This is a genomic window from Nonomuraea harbinensis (assembly GCF_019396385.1).
Taxonomy (GTDB): Bacteria; Actinomycetota; Actinomycetes; order Streptosporangiales; family Streptosporangiaceae; genus Nonomuraea; species Nonomuraea ferruginea.
The window spans coordinates 123,401-139,786 of record NZ_JAHKRN010000014.1; the positions used below are offsets into that span (position 1 = coordinate 123,401).

Sequence of the window (16,386 nt, forward strand, 5' to 3'; positions counted from 1 at the left end):
GCTCAGCCCTGGGCGGCCTGCCGCCGGCGCCTGGGCCCGTCCTGCTCCTTGGCGTCGTCGGGAAGCAGCACGAAGATCTCGCCGTTCTCCTCGCGCACCGGATACACCCTGATGGGACGCGTCGCGGGCGGCAGGATCGGCTCGCCTGACTCGTAGTCGAAGACGCTGCCGTGGCAGGAGCAGAGCAGCCCCTCCTCGGTGGCCCGGCCGGAGGAGAGCAGGCAGTCCAGGTGGGTGCAGTAGTTGGACATGGCGTGGACCCGGCCGTCCCAGCGCGCCACGGCGACCTCCACCTCGTCCACGAAGAATCTGCGTACGAGCCCGTCGGGCACCTGCCCGGACCGTGCGACACGGCGGTATTCCATGGTCTCTCCTCAGAGCAGGTCGATCAGGTCGGTGTCCTCGTCGCGGAGCGCGGCGGGGTCGGGTGCGGCCCCGGCCGCCATGAGCTGCCGGGCCGCGGACACCTCGGCGCCCCGGTCCATCCCGAAGGCGGCCTTGAGCACACCCTTGCGCAGGTAGAAGGCGACGAAGTCGAACTCCTCGGCCGAGCCGCGCACGACCAGCTCGTCCCAGCCCTCGGCGTGTCCCGCGTACTGCAGGTCGCGGCCGAACTGCTCCGACCAGAACCAGTGCGGGGTCGTGTACGGGACGTCGCGGCCGAGGATGTTCCTGGCCGCCGCGGCGCCCTGGCCGCTGGCGTTGTCGAAGTGCTCCACCCGCACCGGCCTGCCGGCCAGGGGATGGAAGGCGCGGGCGACGTCGCCGGCGGCGTAGACGCCCGGCACGTTCGTCCGGCAGTACTCGTCGGTCAGGACCCCGTCGTCCAGGTCGATGCCCGAGCCGGCGAGCGGTTCGACGTTGGGCACCATGCCGACGCCCACCACCACCACGTCGCCCTCGACGATCCGGCCGGCGCTGGTCCGCACGGCGGCGACGTCCGGCGTCTCGGCGTACTCCACGACGCTCTCCCCGGTGCGCAGCGTCACCCCGCCCGCGCGGAGCAGCGCGGCGCACACGGCGCCCATCTCCTCGCCGAGCACCTGCCCGAGCGGGTGGTCCAGGCGCTCGATCACGGTCACCGCCGCGCCCCTGGCCCGCGCCGTGGAGGCCACCTCGGAGCCGATGAACCCGGCTCCGACCACCACGACGCGGGCCCCGGGCCGCAGGTCGGCGCGGAGCCGGTCGGCGTCGGCCACGGTGCGCAGGTACCGTACCCGGTCGCCGGCCACCCCCGGCAGCGCGCGCGGCCGCCCCCCGGTGGCGATCAGCAGCGCGTCGGCCGCGGCCGTGGAGCCGTCGGCGAGCTCCACGGCGCGGTCCGCGCCGCGCACGGCGGTCACCGCGGTGCCCAGCAGCAGCTCCACCTCGTTGGCCGCGCACCATCCCGCGGTCAGCAGGTCCAGCCCTGCCCGGTCCTCCTCGCCCGCCAGGTACTCCTTCGACAGCGGCGGGCGCTGGTAGGGCGGTTCCGGCTCGGCGCCGACGAGCGTGACACGGCCATCGAAGCCCAGCCGCCGCAGCGTCCGGGCCGCCACGGCGGCCGTCTGCCCGGCCCCGGCCACCAGCACCGACCGGATCATCGGCTCTCCTCCGGCGTCAGCGCCCGCGGCCGCGGGTCCACGTAGACCACGCCGTCGTCGACCCGTACGGCGTGCACCGGCTGGCACCGGTCCTGCCCGTCGGCCTCACCGGTGCGCGGGTCGAAAGACCACTGGTGGCCCGGGCAGATCACCCTGCCGTGCAGCAGCGTGCCCTTGCTGAGCGAACGCCGCTTGTGCACGCAGGTGTCGGCCAGCGCGTACACCTCGCCGTCCACCAGGAAGAGCGCGATCGGCTCGGCGCCCACCGTGACCAGCTTGCGGTTGCGCCGCTCCAGCTCGCGGAGCGAGGCGACCTCCACCCACTCGGCCGGCGTGCTCACTCCGCGGCCACGAGGTCCGGCCGGACGTAGTGGTCGTACAGGCCCTGCGTGTACGAGTAGCGCATCTCGGCGCCCCACCGGCACATCCGCAGGCACCGCTGCTGCAGCTCCGGCGTGTCGGCGTGGTCGAGCACGATCTGGTAGCCGCGCTCGCCGTGCACCTCGTCGGAGGTGATGTGCAGGTCGAAGAACTCGATCTCGTCCTCGCTGAAGCCGTAGACCTCGCGCAGGGGGACGATCTGCTTGCGGTAGATGTTCGGCACCTGCGACTCCAGGCCGACGACCAGCGCGGCGGTGGCCACCACGAAGTGCTCGCGCATGGCGACCGCGTAGCACCACGACTGCAGGCCGCGGGTGATCGGGTTCGCGTTGTCCGGGTCCTCCACCCGCTCCCGGGTGGTGCCGCACGCCTCCGCGAACTTGATGAGCAGATCGGTGTGCCGGATGTCGGCCAGCTCCTCCTCGTACATGTTCTGCAGGGTGAAGTCCTTGGCGCCGGTGTACTGGTCGGGGGTGTTGGCGTAGACGTAGGCGAGGTAGTCGGCGAACGGGCCGACATAGTGGTAGTGGTTCTCGGCCCAGCGGGCGAAATGCTCCCGCTTGAGCTTGCCCTCCGCCCAGGCGACGCTGAAGTTCGCTTTCGAGGCCTGCCGGCCCTTGATCGCGTTCTCCAGGGCCGAGCGGAAATCATCCCGCGACAGCAGTTCCGGCATTTCCGGTCTCCCTTTCCCCGAGACGGCTTTTCTCGTCTCACAGTAGGAATTTCGTGGTTCGTTTCGTACGGTCAACCGGCACAGGGAACCGCCGATTTCGTGTGCACGTTGCACGGCTCATTCGAGCGCGGACAGATAAACACTTTTCTCCTGTGTGTAGAAGAGCATCATCGTGGGCCCGGCCTGCTCCTTGAAGGTCTGCGTCCCGGACTCCTTGAGCCCGCCGAAGGGCACGTTCATCGCCATGCCGGTGGTCGGCTGGTTGACCTTCACCAGCCCGGTACGGCTGCGCCTGGCGAAGTCCAGGGCCCGGCCGAGATCCCGGGTGACGATGCCGGAGGCCAGGCCGTACTCGGTGGCGTCGGCCAGCGCGAGGGCCTCTTCGAAGTCGGCGGCCCGCTGGAACGCCAGGACCGGCCCGAAGATCTCCTCGCGGGCCAGCCGCATGTCCGGCCGCACCCCCGCGAACACCGCCGGGGACACGAAGAACCCGCGCTCCAGGCCGTCACCGGTGAGCCTGCGGCCCCCGGTGACGAGCTCCGCGCCCTCCTCCTGGCCGGCGCGCACGTGGTCGAGCACCTTGGCGAGCTGGAAGTCCGCGGCGAGCGGGCCCATGTCCACGCCCGGCGCCCGGCCGTCGCCGACGGTGCGTTCCCCGGCCAGCTTCGCCACCCGCTCCAGCAGCGGCTCGTACACCTCGCCGAGCGCGATCACCAGGCTGGTGCCGGTGCACGCCTGGCCGCTGAGCCCGAACGCCCCGGTCGCGATGATCTGAGCGGCCCGGTCGAGATCCGCGTCGGGCAGCACGACCACCGGGTTCTTGCCGCCCATCTCCAGCTGGACCCGGCGGGACGGGCCGGCGGCGGCGTGCACGGCGCGGCCGGTCGCGGTGGATCCGGTGAACGTCACCGCTCCCACCCTGGGGTCGCCGGCCAGCGCCGCGCCCGGCTCGGGGCCGCCGTGCACCAGCGCCAGTGCGCGCGCCGGCAGCCCGGCCGCGAGCAGCGCCTCCACCAGCCGCTGCGCCGTCAGCGGGGTGAGCGGCGAGGGCTTGAACACCACGCCGTTCCCTGCGGCGAGCGCGGGACCGAGCTTCCTGGACGGGATGTTGAGCGGGAAGTTCCACGGCGTGATCGCGCCGACCACGCCGACCGGCTCCCGCCAGGTGTAGACCAGGGCGCTGCCGGGGGCGGCGTAGGTCTGACCGCTCATCCGCACCGCCTCGGCGGCGTGGAAGCGCAGGTTCATCGGCGTCCGGCGGGTCTCCACCGACGCCTCGGCCAGCGTCTTGCCCTCTTCCCGTACGATCTCCGCGGCCAGTTCGGCGGCCCGGGCCTCCAGCAGGTCGGCGGCCTTCTCCAGGACCCTCGCCCGGGTCTCGGCCGGCGTGGCGGCCCACTCCGCCGCGCCCCCGGCCACCGCCGCCACGGCGGCGTCCACGTCGGCGGCGGAAGAGTCGGGGAACGCGCCCACCACGTCGTCGACGTCCGCCGGGTTGCGGCGGGTGAACGTCTCACCCGAAAGCGCGGGCACCCACCGGCCCCCGATCAGGTTGCGACCCTCGTACGCGCTCACCGGCGCACCCCCTCGGGCACACGCCGGGAAAGCGCGTCGGGTGTGGCGTTTTGCGGGATGAGGGCGGTGGGTGCGGTGTCTTGCGCGGTGGAGGTGTCGGGTGCGGCGTCTCGCGGGATCGGGGCGGCGGGTGCGGTGTCCTCCGTGATGGGGATGTCGGGTGCGGCGTTGTGCGTGGTCGGGGGGTGTTGGGCTGCTGCGGTCAGTTCGATCTCCACGGGGGCGCCGCCTGGCAGGGCCCGTACGCCTACCGCTGTGCGGGCGGGGGTGCCGAGCGCCGGTGCCGTACGGGCCAGCGCGGCGGACGCGCCGTCCGCCACCGCCGACAGCTCCGTGAACCCGTCCACGCAGGCGATGAAGACGCTCAGCCGGAGCAGCCCGCGCAGCCGGTCGAGCCCGCCCGCCGCGTCCGCCACCGCGGCCAGGGCGTTGCGCGCGGCCAGCCCGGCCGCCTCGGCGGCCGCGGCCGTATCGACCTCGCCGCCGACCAGGCCGGTCACGGTGAGCGTGCCGTCGCGCCTGGGCGTCATCCCGGCGCTCACCACCAGCGCCGAGCAGGGCACGTACCCGCGTCCCAGACACAGCGGGTGCGGCTGGCTCACCGCGGCAGCGTAGGCCCCGCGCGGGCACGGCACCTCGGGAAGCCCTTCCGGGACCGCTCCGCCCGTACTCATGTCGGTCTCAGACACCGAGAGCCACTCCGTCCTGTCGCGGATCCGCCGCGCCGAGCAGCGCGCCGGACTCCTCGTCGATCGAGATCACCAGGGCGCTGCCGCCCGCCCCCCACGCGCCCTGCGTCCGGACCTCGTGCCCCAGCCCGGCGAGCCGGGCCAGCGTCCGCCGCCCCAGCCGGGTCTCGCACCGCAGCTCGTACGGGCTGCCCAGGGTGTCGGCGTCGCTGCCGGGATGCACGGTGAACCGGGGGGCGCCCACCGCCCGCGCGGGGTTCGCCCCGTGGTCGAGGAGGTGTGACAGCAGTTGCGTGTTCCACTGCACCTGGCCGTCGCCGCCGGGCGTGTTCCCCGCGTGCCGCAGCCGCCCCGCGTCGTCGGTGACCAGCCAGGCGTTCAGCGTGTGCAGCGGGCGGCGGCGGGGGGCCACCTCGTTGGGGTGCCCGTCCCGGAGGTACGCCCCCCGGCCCAGCCGGTTGTTCAGCACCACGCCGGTGCCGGGCACCGTGACCCGGGCGCCGAACGTGAAGGCGAGCGAGTGGATCAGGCTCACCGCGCGCCCGTCGCCGTCCACGGCCACCACCGAGGTGGTGTCGCCCGCCGCCGGCACCGGCGGGGCAACCGGGGCGGGCAGCCGCCCGGCGGCGAGCAGCGACCGGCGGGCGGCGATCTCCCGAGGCGTCAGCAGCTCCCGCCACGCGTCGTCGCCGTCGCCGCAGCGGGCCAGCCGGTCGGCGAACGCGAACCGCGCCGCGCCCGCCGCCCAGTGCACCGCCTCGGCCGACAGCCAGGGCAGCTCCGCCAGCGTGCCGTCGCAGATCCCCGCCTGCTGGAGCACCATCCATCCGGGGGAGGGCGGCGGGGTCTGGTGGACGTCCATGCCCCGGTAGCGCCCGGTCAGGGCCGGGCCCGGCACGACCTTCCCCGTCTCGGCCCACTCCATCCCGGAGAACGGCGCGCCGGCGGCGGCCAGCGCGGACACGGCCCGCTCCGCCAGCTCTCCCGTGTAGAGGTCACCGGGGTCGCCGGCGAGGCGGCGCAGCGTGGCGGCCAGCTCCGCCTGGACGATCGGGGCGCCCACGGCCGGCACGGCGCCGCCGGGCAGGAACACCGCCGTGGTCCCGGGATCGGCGGCCAGGGCGTCACGGTGTTCCAGGATGTCGGCCCTGGTCTTGGCGGTGCAGCGCAGCCCGCCCTGCGCGGCGGCGATCGCGGGGGCCCAGAGCTCGGCCAGGCTCCGGGTGGCGCCGGCGCCGTGCAGCGCGGCCAGAGCCGCCATCGCGCCGGGCGCGGCCACCGCCAGCGGCCCCTCCATGGGGATGGCGGTCAGCCCGCGCGCCCGGTAGAAGTCCGCGGCGCCCCCGTCGGGACCGTATCCGCTGCCGGAGAAGGAGACCACCGCGCCGTCCGGGCGCCGCAGCAGGGCGAAGGCGTCCCCGCCCACGCCGCACTGACCCGGCAGCGCCAGCCAGCTCATCGCGGCCATCGCGAGGACCGCGTCCACGGCGTTGCCGCCGTCCTGGAGCACGCGCACCCCGCTGAGGCTGACGGCGGGATGGCTGGAGGCCACCATCCCTCCTGCCGACACCGCCGGTCCCCGTGGAGGGTCCTGCCAGTCCTGTCGTTCTGAACGCACGAACCACAGTGTCTGCCTGTCCGCAATGTCCGGATATGGAGGAAGTGTTGGATTCGGCGTGCGGAACTTGGGCGTCCTGCACATCCAGGGAAGCGACCCCCGGCGCGGCGACGCGGGCGTGAGCCGGTTCCGGGCTGCCGTCGCATCGGCACGCTGCACAAACAGCCGGGCGCTTAATGTGCAGTTTCCTCATTGTTCGCCTCGGGCCGACCCAGGACATTCTGTGCAACAGTTCGCAGCTTTGGTACGCCATGCCGTACCGAAAGGGAGGTGCCATGGAACTGGGTGCCGCTCACTGGATCTACCTGGCGGGAATGGCAGTGATCATCGGCGTGATGATCGCCCGCAAGAACATCGTCATCCCCGCCGTCGCCGCCACTTTCCTCACCGCCTGGGCATACACGGGAGACCTCGTCTCCGGGTTCCGGTCCGTCTTCGGCGCCAGCCTCACGGCCGCCGCCGAACTCTTCAACATCTTCCTCATCATCGCCCTGGTGACCGCGCTGCTCGGCGCGCTGAAGTCGCTGGGCGCCGACCGGCGCATGGTCGAGCCCTTCCGGGTGGTCATGCGCAACGGGCACACCGCCTTCTGGGTGATGGCGGCGGTGACCTACGTCATCAGCCTGTTCTTCTGGCCCACCCCCGCCGTGCCGCTCATCGGCGCGATCCTGCTGCCCGCGGCCATCAGGGCAGGGCTGCCGCCCTTGCAGTCCGCCCTGGCCATGGCCATCGCGGGTCAGGGAATGGCGCTGTCGAGCGACTACGTCATGCAGGTCGCCCCCGGCCTGTCGGCCACCGCCGCCGGAGTCGAGGCGAGCGTGGTGGCCGACCGCGCCATGGTGCTGTCCCTCATCACCGGCGGCGTCGCGCTGGTCCTCGTCTACGTCATGAACCGCAAGCACATCCTGCGGCCGAGCATGACCCATTTACAGGCGTGGGAGGCGCTCTCCACGAGCGCCGCCGGGACCGTCCAGGAGACCGGCGCCCAGAACGGCGTTCCCCAGCCCGCCGGGAGCAGCGTGCCGGTGGCGCACACGGCCGCCGGGCCGGTGGAGATGACCGCGGCCGGCGCCACGGTGGCCGTCGCGCCCGCCCCCCAGGACGGCGGGCCGGGCCACGGCGGCCCTCCCGGGGAGGGCGCCGGGGCGGGGCGCTCCAGGGCCTTCGCCGTCATCGTGCCGCTCGTCCTGCTCGCCGTGGTCGGCTACATGCTGCTCGGCAAGTTCACCGGCCTCGTCCCCGAGACGGTGGGCTCGGACGCCGCCGCCCTCGTCGGCGGCGTGGTCGCGCTCCTGCTGCTGGCCGCCTCGATCACCAAGGACGCCCGGGGCAGCCTGGAGGCGTGCGCCGAGCACGTCGTGGACGGCCTGGTGTTCTCGATGAAGGCGATGGGCATCGTGCTGCCGATCGCCGGCTTCTTCTTCATCGGCAACGGCGACTTCGCCGGCCGGATCATGGGCCTGGAGGAGGGCGCCGAGGCGCCGAGCTTCCTGTTCGAACTGGTGAGCGCCGCGCAGGGCGCGATCCCGTCCAACGCCTTCTTCATGGCCTTCGCCCTGCTCGTCATCGGCATGATCACCGGCCTCGACGGTTCCGGGTTCTCCGGCCTGCCGCTGACCGGCTCGCTGTCGGGGGCGCTGGGACCCGCCGCGGGCGTCGACCCGGCCACCCTGGCGGCCGTCGGCCAGATGGGCGCCATCTGGGCCGGCGGCGGCGTGCTCATCGCCTGGTCCTCGCTCATCGCGGTCGCGGGCTTCGCCCGCGTCTCGGTGCTGGACCTGGCACGGAAGGCGTTCCTGCCGGTGATGCTGGGACTGCTGGCCTCCACGCTGGTGGCCGTGCTGATCTTCTGATGGCCGCCTCCCTCTCCGGTTCTTGCAAGGTTAGGCTAACCTTATCTAGCATGTCCGGCAGAGGGAGGCGATGCCTCGGTGGAGACACTGCTGAGCGGACCGGACGGCACCTACGACATCCTGGGAATCGGCTTCGGCCCATCCAACCTCGCGCTGGCGATCGCGCTGGCCGAGCACAACACGCGGGTCCCGGAGAGCGAGCGGCTCCGCGTCGGATTCCTGGAGAAGCAGCACGACTTCGGCTGGCACAGGGGGATGCTCCTCGACGACGCGACCATGCAGGTGTCCTTCTTGAAAGACCTGGTCACCATGCGCGACCCGGCCAGCGACTTCAGCTTCCTCTGCTTCCTCAAGCAGAGCGGCAGGCTGGTGGACTTCCTCAACCACAAGACGCTCTTCCCGTTACGCATCGAGTTCCACGCCTACTTCGAGTGGGCCGCCGCGCGGATGCGCGACCTGGTCGAGTACTCGGCGGAGGTGGTGTCCGTCGAGCCGGTGACCGGGGAGGGCGGTGAGGTCCACGCGTTCGACGTGATCGTCCGCGATCCGGAGCGTCCGGAGCGCACCTTCATCCGCCGCGCGCGCAACCTCTGCGTCGCCACCGGCCTGGAGCCGCACCTGCCGCCGGGGACCGTCGTCTCCGACCGGGTGTGGCACAACAGCGAACTGCTGCCCCGCGTGACCGCGCTCCAGGAAGCCGGGACCCGGGTGCGCAGGGCCCTGGTGCTCGGGGCGGGCCAGAGCGCCGCCGAGACGGCCGACTACCTGCACCGCACCTTCGACCAGGCGGAGATCTGCGCCGTCTTCGCCAAGTACGGCTACACCCCCGCCGACGACAGCCCCTTCGCCAACCAGATCTTCGACCCGGCCGCCGTCGACACCTACTTCGGCGCCCCGCCCCAGGTCAAGCAGTCCCTGCTCGACTACCACCGGAGCACGAACTACTCGGTGGTGGACATGGACCTCATCGAGTCCCTCTACCGGACCGTCTACCGGGAGAAGGTCCGGGGCAGCGAGCGGCTGCGCCTGCTGCGCGCCTCGCGCATCCGCGAGGTGCGCGCGCTGGACGACCGGCTCCGCGTCGAGGTGGAGTTCCTGCCCACCGGCGCCCGCGAGGTGATCGAGGCCGACCTGCTCGTCCACGCCACCGGCTACCGGCCCCAGGACATCGGCGCCGTGCTCGGCCGGGCCGCCAAGCTCTGCCTCCGCGACGAGGAGGACGAGGTCAGGATCGGCCGCGACTACCGCGTACTGACGCCCCCGAACGTGTCGGCCGGCATCTACCTCCAGGGGGCGGGCGAGCACACCCACGGCCTCACCTCGACGCTCCTGTCCACCACCGCGATCCGGGCCGGGGAGATCCGCGACTCGCTGCTCGCCCACCGCACGCCGCGGGCCAGGGCGGCGACCTAGTGGTCGTCGCCGAGGGCCGGCCGGGCGTCTCCGCGCAACGGCCGGCCGGCCTCGCCGCGGGCGACGCCGGCCGGAGCGGCGTCCTGCTCCTGCTCGTGGCGGCGCTGGCCGCCACGTGCGTCCTCAGCGTCGCCGCCGGCACCAGGACCATCGCCCTCGGCACGGTCTGGGACGCGTTCGCGCACTTCGCCGGCACGGAAGAACACGTGATCGTCCGCGAGCTGCGCGTGCCGAGGACGCTGCTCGGCCTGCTGGCGGGGGCCGCGCTCGGCGTCTCCGGGGCGGTGCTCCAGGCCGTGACCCGCAACCCGCTGGCCGACACGCAGATCCTCGGGATGAACGCCGGCGCGGCGCTCTTCGTGGTGTTCGCGATCGGCGTGCTGGGGCTCACCGGCATCTGGTCGTACGTGTGGTTCGCGTTCGCCGGGGTGGCCTTCGCCACGGTCCTCGTCTACGCGCTCGGCTCGATCGGGCGCGGCGGCGCGACGCCGCTCCGGCTGACGCTGGCGGGCGTCGCGCTCGGCGCGGTCATGTCGGGCGCCTCGGCCGGGATCCGGCTGGTGAAGCCGAGGGCCTTCGACTACCTGCGCTTCTGGGACGTCGGCACGCTCGCCGGACGGCCGGCGCAGATCGCCGTGGCCGTCGCCCCGTTCGTCGTGCTCGGCCTGGGCCTGGCGCTGGCCGCGGCCCGCTCGCTGAACGCCGTCGCGCTGGGCGACGACCTCGCCCGCACGCTCGGCGCAGGGGTCGTCAGGACGCGCGTGCTGTCGGTGCTCTCGGTGACGCTGCTGACCGGGGCGGCGACCGCGGCCGTGGGGCCGATCGGATTCGTGGGCCTGATGGTGCCGCACGCCGTCCGCCGGATCGTCGGGCCCGACCAGCGCTGGATCCTCGCGTACACGATGATCTGCGCGCCGATCCTGCTGCTCGGCGCGGACATCGCCGGGCGGATGCTGATCCGTCCGGCGGAGCTGCAGGCGGGCATCGTCACCGCGTTCCTGGGCGCGCCGGTCCTGATCTGGCTGATCAGGCGGAGAGCGGTGAGCGGCCGGTGAACGGGGTGGACTTCGGCCACCGGGTCGTGGTCGCGCGGGGACCCGGCCCGCTGTCGGTCCGGTTCGGCGCGCGTACCGCGCTCGTCTGCGCCGGGCTCGGCCTGACCGCCCTTGCGGTCGCCGTGCTCGGGCTGGGCACCGGCGAGTTCGAGGTGCCGCCTGGCGAGGTGATCGGGGCGCTGGCCGGGCAGGGCTCCGGCGCGACGCGGCTGGTGGTCGTCGAGTGGCGGCTGCCGCGCGTGCTGCTTGCCCTGCTCGTCGGCGCGGCGCTCGGGCTGAGCGGCGCCGTCTTCCAGTCGCTGCTGCGCAACCCGCTCGGCAGCCCGGACGTGATCGGCTTCAACACCGGCGCCTACACCGGGGTGCTGGTCACGATGCTGCTGGTGGGCCGCGACTACCACCAGACCGCGGCCGGCGCGCTGGCCGGGGGACTCCTGGCGGCCGCGGTGGTCTACCTGCTGGCCTACCGGCACGGCGTCCACGGGTTCCGGCTCATCGTCGTGGGCATCGCGATCAGCGCGATCCTCGCCTCGGTGAACCAGTGGTTCGTCATCAAGGTCCAGCTGCAGCTCGCCGTCGCCGCCGCCATCTGGGGGCAGGGCAGCCTCAACACGGTCACGTGGGAACAGGTCCCGCCCGTGGCCGTCGCGGTCGCGCTGCTCACCGCGGGCCTGCTGGCTCTCGGGCCGCGCCTGTCGCTGCTGGCCATGGGCGAGGAGTCCGCCGCCGCTCTCGGCGTGCGCACCGAACGGACCCGGCTGCTCTACCTCGTCATCGGCGTCGCGCTGACCGCCGTGGCCACCGCCGCCGCGGGGCCGATCTCGTTCGTCGCGCTCGCCGCCCCGCAACTGGCCCGGCTGCTCACCCGTACGGCGGGCGTCGCCCTGGCGCCGTCGGCCGTGATGGGCGCGCTGCTGCTGACCACGAGCGACTGGCTCGGCCAGCGGCTGTTCGCGCCCACCCAGCTTCCCGTGGGCGTGGTGACGGTGTCGCTCGGCGGGCTCTACTTCGCCTGGCTCCTGGCCAGGCCGATGCGGAAGGCGGCACCGTGAGACTGAGCGCCAGGGACCTCACGCTCGGCTACGACCAGCGGCCGATCAGCGAGCACCTCGACCTGGAGATACCGGACGGCCGGCTCACCGTGATCGTCGGGCCGAACGCCTGCGGCAAGTCCACCCTGCTGCGGGCGCTGGCCCGGCTGCTCAGGCCGTCCGCCGGGCAGGTCGTGCTCGACGGCGAGGACATCCACGCGTACCCGGCCAAGGAGGTCGCCAGGCGGCTCGGCCTGCTGCCGCAGACGTCGATCGCCCCGGACGGCATCACCGTGGCCGACCTGGTGGCGCGCGGCCGCCACCCGCACCAGAAGCTGCTGCGGCAGTGGTCGGAGCGGGACGAGGCCGCCGTGGTGAACGCGATGGCGGCCACCGGCGTCACCGACCTGTCGGGACGGCTCGTCGACACGCTCTCCGGCGGCCAGCGCCAGCGGGTCTGGGTGGCGATGGTGCTCGCCCAGGAGACCCCCATCATGCTGCTGGACGAGCCGACCACCTTCCTCGACATCGCCCACCAGATCGAGCTGCTCGACCTCTGCCTCCGGCTGAACCGGGAGCAGCGCAACACCATGGTGGCCGTCCTGCACGACCTCAACCAGGCCTGCCGGTACGCCGACCACATCGTCGCGATGAAGGCGGGCGCCGTCGTGGCCCAGGGCGACCCCAAGGCGATCGTCACCGCCGAGCTGATCGAGGACGTGTTCGGGCTGCCCTGCCGGATCATCGACGACCCGGAGACCAACACCCCGCTCGTCATCCCCCGCTCCCACCACGCGAACAGGAGAAACGATGTCCGACAACCCCTTCGACGATGAGGACGGCACCTTCTACGTGCTGATCAACGACGAGGAGCAGCACTCCCTCTGGCCCACGTTCAAGGAGGTGCCACAGGGCTGGCGCGTCGTCTTCGGCGGGGAAGGCCGGAGCAGACGCCAGGAATGCGTCGACTACGTCGAGGAGCACTGGACGGACCTGCGGCCGAGGAGCCTGCGCGAGAGCATGGCCGCCGAGCAGTGACCCGACCCATGACCCGCCCCGTCACCGGGCGCCGCGTCCTCTGGCGCGCGGTGACCCGCAACCGGCGCCGCCTGGGCGCCGGCACCGGCCTGATCAGCCTGCACCAGGTGTGCGAGTCGCTGGTGCCGATCCTCATCGGGGTCATCGTCGACCAGGCCATCGGGCCGGGCGACGGCGGCGCGCTCCTGCTGTGGGTGGCGGCCATGGCCGCGCTGTTCACCGCGCTGACCATGTGCTACCGCTTCGGCGCCCGCCAGCTGATGATCGCCATCGCCGACGAGGCGCACACCCTGCGCGTCGAGGTCGCCTCGAAGATCCTGCACCCGCGCGGGATCAGGACAGACCGGCGGGCCGGCGACCTGCTCACCGTGGCCGTCAACGACACCGACAACACCTCCTACCTGCTCGACTACGTGCCGCGCGTCGCCGGAGCGGTGACCGCGACCGCGGTGAGCGCCGTCGCGCTGCTCGTGATCGACGTGCAGCTCGGGCTGGCCGTGCTGATCGGCACGCCCGTCGTGCTCGTCGCCCTCCAGGCCGCCACCCCGCTGATCACCAGGCGGGTGGCCGAGCAGCAGGAGCTCGCGGGCGAGGCCACGTCCCTGGCGGCCAACGTGGTCAGCGGGGTGCGCCCGCTGCGCGGCATCGGCGCCGAGGGCGCGGCGGCCCGCCGCTACGACGAGGTCAGCAGGCGCTCCCTGCGGGCGGCGCTGCGCGCGGCCCGCACCCAGGGCGGCTACCTGTCCGCCTCCATGTCCAGCGGCGCGTTGCTGGCGTGCGGCGTCGCGATCCTGGCCGGGTGGTTCGCGCTCAACGGGCGGATCACCGTCGGCGAGCTCATCACCGTCATCGGCCTCGCGCAGTTCCTGATGGAGCCCATCGGCCTGCTCGCGGTCGTCCCCGGCTGGGTGGCCGAGGCCAGGGCCTCCGCCGACCGCGTCGCCGGCGTCCTGGACGCCGAGCCGCTGCTCCCCGAGGGTACGGAGGAGGTCGCGGGCCCGTCCGGCCTGGAGCTGCGGACGCTCAGGTACGGCCCGCTGGACGGGGTCGACCTGCGGGTGCGGCCGGGCGAGTTCGTCGGCGTGGTGCCCCACCGCGCCGCCGATGGTGAGGCGCTCGTCAAGATCCTCTCCGGACAGGTGGCGCCGGAGGAGTACGAAGGCGGCGTGCTCGTCGGCGGCGCGCACCTGTCGCGGCTCGCGCCCGCTGACGCCCGCCGGGTGATGCTGGTGGAACCCCACCTCACCGACCTGTTCACCGGGACCGTCGAGGAGAACGTCACCGCGGGCGGGCCGCTGGACGAGGCCGCGCTGGAGGCGTCCGCGGCCGGCCAGGTCGTCTCCGCCCATCCCGACGGCCTCGCCCACCTGGTCGCCGAGCGCGGCGCCAGCCTCTCCGGCGGGCAGCGGCAGCGGCTCGCGCTCGCCCGCGCGCTGATGGCCCGCCCGCCGATCCTCGTGATGCACGACCCCACCACCGCCGTCGACGCGGTGACCGAGCACGAGATCGCCCGGGGCCTGCGCGCGCTGCGCGGCACCGGGGAGCTCACCACCGTGGTGGTGACGAGCAGCCCGGCGCTGCTCGCCATGACGGACCGGGTCGTGGTCCTCGACGGCGGCCGGGTCACCGCCGAGGGAACCCACGCCGACCTGGCCGTGACGGACGACGACTACAACCGGGCGGTGCTGAGATGACGGCCTCCGACCAGACGACGGGCCCGGAGCGGCTGCCCGTCGCGGACGCGCGCAGGACATGGGCGTGGCTGCGGGCGGAGCTGCGCGGGCGGTGGCGGGCCGGGGCGCTCGCCGTGCTGGTGGGCGCCGTGGGCGCCGCCGCGTCGGTGGTGCCCGTGTACGCGCTCGGCAGGCTCGTCGACCTCGTCACCGAGCAGGCTCCCGGCTCGGCGATCGTCCCCGTCGCCGCGGTGATCCTCGTGGGGGCGCTCGTCGGCGGCCTCGCCGCCGGGCCCGGCACGTACCTGATCAGCCGATTGTGCGAGCAGATGCTCGCCGACCTGCGGGAAAGCACGGTGGCCCGCGCGCTCTCCCTCCCCGTCACCACCCTGGAACGGGTCGGCAAGGGCGACCTGCTGTCACGGGTCAGCACCGACACGGCCGCGATCGGCAAGGCGGCCTCCAACGTGATGCCCACGATGATCTCCGCGTTCCTGCTGGTCGTGGTGAGCGTCGCCGCGATGGCCGGGCTCGACTGGCGGCTCGGGCTCGCCGGCGCGGTCGCGATCCCGCTGTACGTGATGGCGCTGCGCTGGTACCTGCCACGCGCCGCGCCGAAGTACGCCGAGGAGCGGCGCGCGGTGGCGGACAACTCGCAACTGCTGGTGGAGAGCATGCAGGGCGTCCGCACCGTGCACGCCTACCGGCTGGAGCAGCGGCGCCTGCACGGCATCGGGAATGCCTCGCACGAGGTGCGCGACATCTCGGTGTCGGTCTTCACGCTGTTCACCCGGTTCGTCGGACGCGTCAACCGCTCGGAGTTCTTCGGCCTGGCCGCGATCCTCGTCACCGGCTTCCTCCTCGTCCGCCAGGGGCACGTGACCGTCGGCGAGAGCGCGGCGGCGGCGGTCCTGTTCCACCGCCTGTTCAACCCCATCGGCATGCTGCTGTTCACCTTCGACGAGGTGCAGGCGGCGGCGGCGAGCCTGGCCAGGCTCGTCGGCGTCATCGACCTCGCCCCCGCGGAGGAGCCCCGCGACGGGACGGGAGAGCCGGCAGACGCGTCCCTTGAGCTGGCGGACGTGCACTTCCGTTACGACGGCGCCCCCGAGGTGTTGCACGGCGTCTCCATCAGCCTGCCGGCCGGCTCGCGGGTCGCGCTGGTCGGATCGACGGGCGCGGGCAAGTCCACCATCGCGGCGATCGCCGCGGGCATCCTCACGCCCGGCAGCGGCTCCGTACGCGTCGGAGGAGCGGCGCTCCCGCCCGGGAGCCTGCGCGAGCATGTCGCGATCATCACCCAGGAGGTCCACGTCTTCGCCGGACCGCTCATCGAGGACCTGCGCCTGGCGCGGCCGGACGCCTCGCCGCAGGAGGCCGCCGCCGCGCTCGCCGCCGTCGGCGCCCTGGACTGGGCGAAGGACCTGCCCGACGGCCTCGGCACGGTGGTCGGCGAGGGCGGGCACGAGCTCACCACCGCCCAGGTCCAGCAGCTCGCCCTCGCCCGCCTGATCCTCGCCGACCCCCCGATCGCCATCCTCGACGAGGCCACCGCCGAGGCCGGCAGCCTCGGCGCCCGCAAGCTGGAGGAGTCCGCCGTCGCGGCCACGCGCGGACGCACCACCCTGATCGTCGCCCACCGCCTGACCCAGGCCGCCTCCGCCGACCGGGTGGTCGTCCTGGAGCACGGCCGGATCGTCGAAGAGGGCGGGCACCGGGAGCTCGTCGCCGCGGGCGGCCGGTACGCGGAGCTCTGGCGTGCCTGGGAGGCGCGCACCCCCACGTCGTCATCACGTTAGGGCAG

At 73.5% G+C, this 16,386-nt stretch carries 15 protein-coding genes; 8 read left to right on the forward strand and 7 right to left on the reverse strand.

The window, feature by feature from the left end; translation table 11 throughout:
- Positions 1-2: 2 nt before the first annotated feature.
- From KME79_RS17325 to KME79_RS17355, 7 genes are all read right to left on the reverse strand, one after another.
- The gene (locus KME79_RS17325; protein ID WP_219545305.1) at positions 3-365 is read right to left on the reverse strand and encodes a Rieske (2Fe-2S) protein; all 363 of its coding nucleotides are present in this window, start codon (positions 363-365) and stop codon (positions 3-5) included.
- A 9-nt stretch (positions 366-374) separates the two neighbouring features.
- Positions 375-1,583: an NAD(P)/FAD-dependent oxidoreductase gene (locus KME79_RS17330; protein ID WP_219545306.1), complete on the reverse strand. Its 1,209-nt coding sequence runs from the start codon at positions 1,581-1,583 to the stop codon at positions 375-377.
- Complete coding sequence (locus KME79_RS17335; protein ID WP_308248945.1) at positions 1,580-1,924, reverse strand: Rieske (2Fe-2S) protein; 345 nt, start codon at positions 1,922-1,924, stop codon at positions 1,580-1,582. Before KME79_RS17335 ends, KME79_RS17330 begins: the two co-directional genes overlap by 4 nt.
- A complete protein-coding gene (locus KME79_RS17340) occupies positions 1,921-2,637 on the reverse strand; it encodes an iron-containing redox enzyme family protein (protein ID WP_148033148.1) in 717 nt (238 codons plus the stop codon). The genes KME79_RS17335 and KME79_RS17340 overlap by 4 nt, the downstream gene beginning before the upstream one ends.
- Before the next feature lie 117 nt (positions 2,638-2,754).
- Complete coding sequence (locus KME79_RS17345; protein ID WP_219545307.1) at positions 2,755-4,212, reverse strand: aldehyde dehydrogenase family protein; 1,458 nt, start codon at positions 4,210-4,212, stop codon at positions 2,755-2,757.
- Positions 4,209-4,814: a Rid family hydrolase gene (locus tag KME79_RS46330; RefSeq protein WP_219545308.1), complete on the reverse strand. Its 606-nt coding sequence runs from the start codon at positions 4,812-4,814 to the stop codon at positions 4,209-4,211. The genes KME79_RS17345 and KME79_RS46330 overlap by 4 nt, the downstream gene beginning before the upstream one ends.
- Before the next feature lie 79 nt (positions 4,815-4,893).
- Positions 4,894-6,471, reverse strand: coding sequence for a gamma-glutamyltransferase family protein (locus KME79_RS17355; protein ID WP_219545309.1), 1,578 nt, complete (start codon positions 6,469-6,471; stop codon positions 4,894-4,896).
- Positions 6,472-6,794: 323 nt separating this feature from the next.
- On the opposite strand from KME79_RS17355, the gene KME79_RS17360 reads away from it, so the two are divergent.
- The 8 genes from KME79_RS17360 to KME79_RS17395 all read left to right on the forward strand — a co-directional run bounded on the left by KME79_RS17360 (position 6,795) and on the right by KME79_RS17395 (position 16,381).
- On the forward strand, positions 6,795-8,372 hold the full coding sequence (locus KME79_RS17360; RefSeq protein ID WP_219545310.1) for a hypothetical protein: 1,578 nt from the start codon (positions 6,795-6,797) through the stop codon (positions 8,370-8,372).
- Between the two features lie 78 nt (positions 8,373-8,450).
- Positions 8,451-9,785 (forward strand): lysine N(6)-hydroxylase/L-ornithine N(5)-oxygenase family protein, encoded by a 1,335-nt coding sequence (locus tag KME79_RS17365; protein WP_219545311.1) that lies wholly within the window; start codon positions 8,451-8,453, stop codon positions 9,783-9,785.
- A complete protein-coding gene (locus tag KME79_RS17370) occupies positions 9,785-10,840 on the forward strand; it encodes a FecCD family ABC transporter permease (RefSeq protein WP_308248946.1) in 1,056 nt (351 codons plus the stop codon). Before KME79_RS17365 ends, KME79_RS17370 begins: the two co-directional genes overlap by 1 nt.
- Positions 10,837-11,892 carry a FecCD family ABC transporter permease gene (locus KME79_RS17375; protein WP_308248947.1) on the forward strand — a complete coding sequence of 352 codons (1,056 nt, stop codon included), beginning with the start codon at positions 10,837-10,839 and terminating at the stop codon, positions 11,890-11,892. The genes KME79_RS17370 and KME79_RS17375 overlap by 4 nt, the downstream gene beginning before the upstream one ends.
- Complete coding sequence (locus KME79_RS17380; protein WP_219545312.1) at positions 11,889-12,707, forward strand: ABC transporter ATP-binding protein; 819 nt, start codon at positions 11,889-11,891, stop codon at positions 12,705-12,707. Before KME79_RS17375 ends, KME79_RS17380 begins: the two co-directional genes overlap by 4 nt.
- Positions 12,682-12,909, forward strand: coding sequence for an MbtH family protein (locus KME79_RS17385; RefSeq protein ID WP_148033141.1), 228 nt, complete (start codon positions 12,682-12,684; stop codon positions 12,907-12,909). Before KME79_RS17380 ends, KME79_RS17385 begins: the two co-directional genes overlap by 26 nt.
- An 8-nt stretch (positions 12,910-12,917) precedes the next feature.
- A complete protein-coding gene (locus tag KME79_RS17390) occupies positions 12,918-14,603 on the forward strand; it encodes an ABC transporter ATP-binding protein (RefSeq protein ID WP_219545313.1) in 1,686 nt (561 codons plus the stop codon).
- Positions 14,600-16,381 (forward strand): ABC transporter ATP-binding protein, encoded by a 1,782-nt coding sequence (locus KME79_RS17395; RefSeq protein WP_219545314.1) that lies wholly within the window; start codon positions 14,600-14,602, stop codon positions 16,379-16,381. Before KME79_RS17390 ends, KME79_RS17395 begins: the two co-directional genes overlap by 4 nt.
- The last annotated feature ends 5 nt before the right edge of the window (positions 16,382-16,386 follow it).

Bases quoted from the DNA above. Each gene is read 5' to 3' on its own strand.
- KME79_RS17340 (WP_148033148.1), bottom strand. From the start codon at position 2,637: ATGCCGGAACTGCTGTCGCGGGATGATTTCCGCTCGGCCCTGGAGAAC.
- KME79_RS17395 (WP_219545314.1), top strand. From the start codon at position 14,600: ATGACGGCCTCCGACCAGACGACGGGCCCGGAGCGGCTGCCCGTCGCG.
- KME79_RS17385 (WP_148033141.1), top strand. From the start codon at position 12,682: ATGTCCGACAACCCCTTCGACGATGAGGACGGCACCTTCTACGTGCTG.
- KME79_RS17325 (WP_219545305.1), bottom strand. From the start codon at position 365: ATGGAATACCGCCGTGTCGCACGGTCCGGGCAGGTGCCCGACGGGCTC.
- KME79_RS17360 (WP_219545310.1), top strand. From the start codon at position 6,795: ATGGAACTGGGTGCCGCTCACTGGATCTACCTGGCGGGAATGGCAGTG.
- KME79_RS17330 (WP_219545306.1), bottom strand. From the start codon at position 1,583: ATGATCCGGTCGGTGCTGGTGGCCGGGGCCGGGCAGACGGCCGCCGTG.
- KME79_RS17390 (WP_219545313.1), top strand. From the start codon at position 12,918: ATGACCCGCCCCGTCACCGGGCGCCGCGTCCTCTGGCGCGCGGTGACC.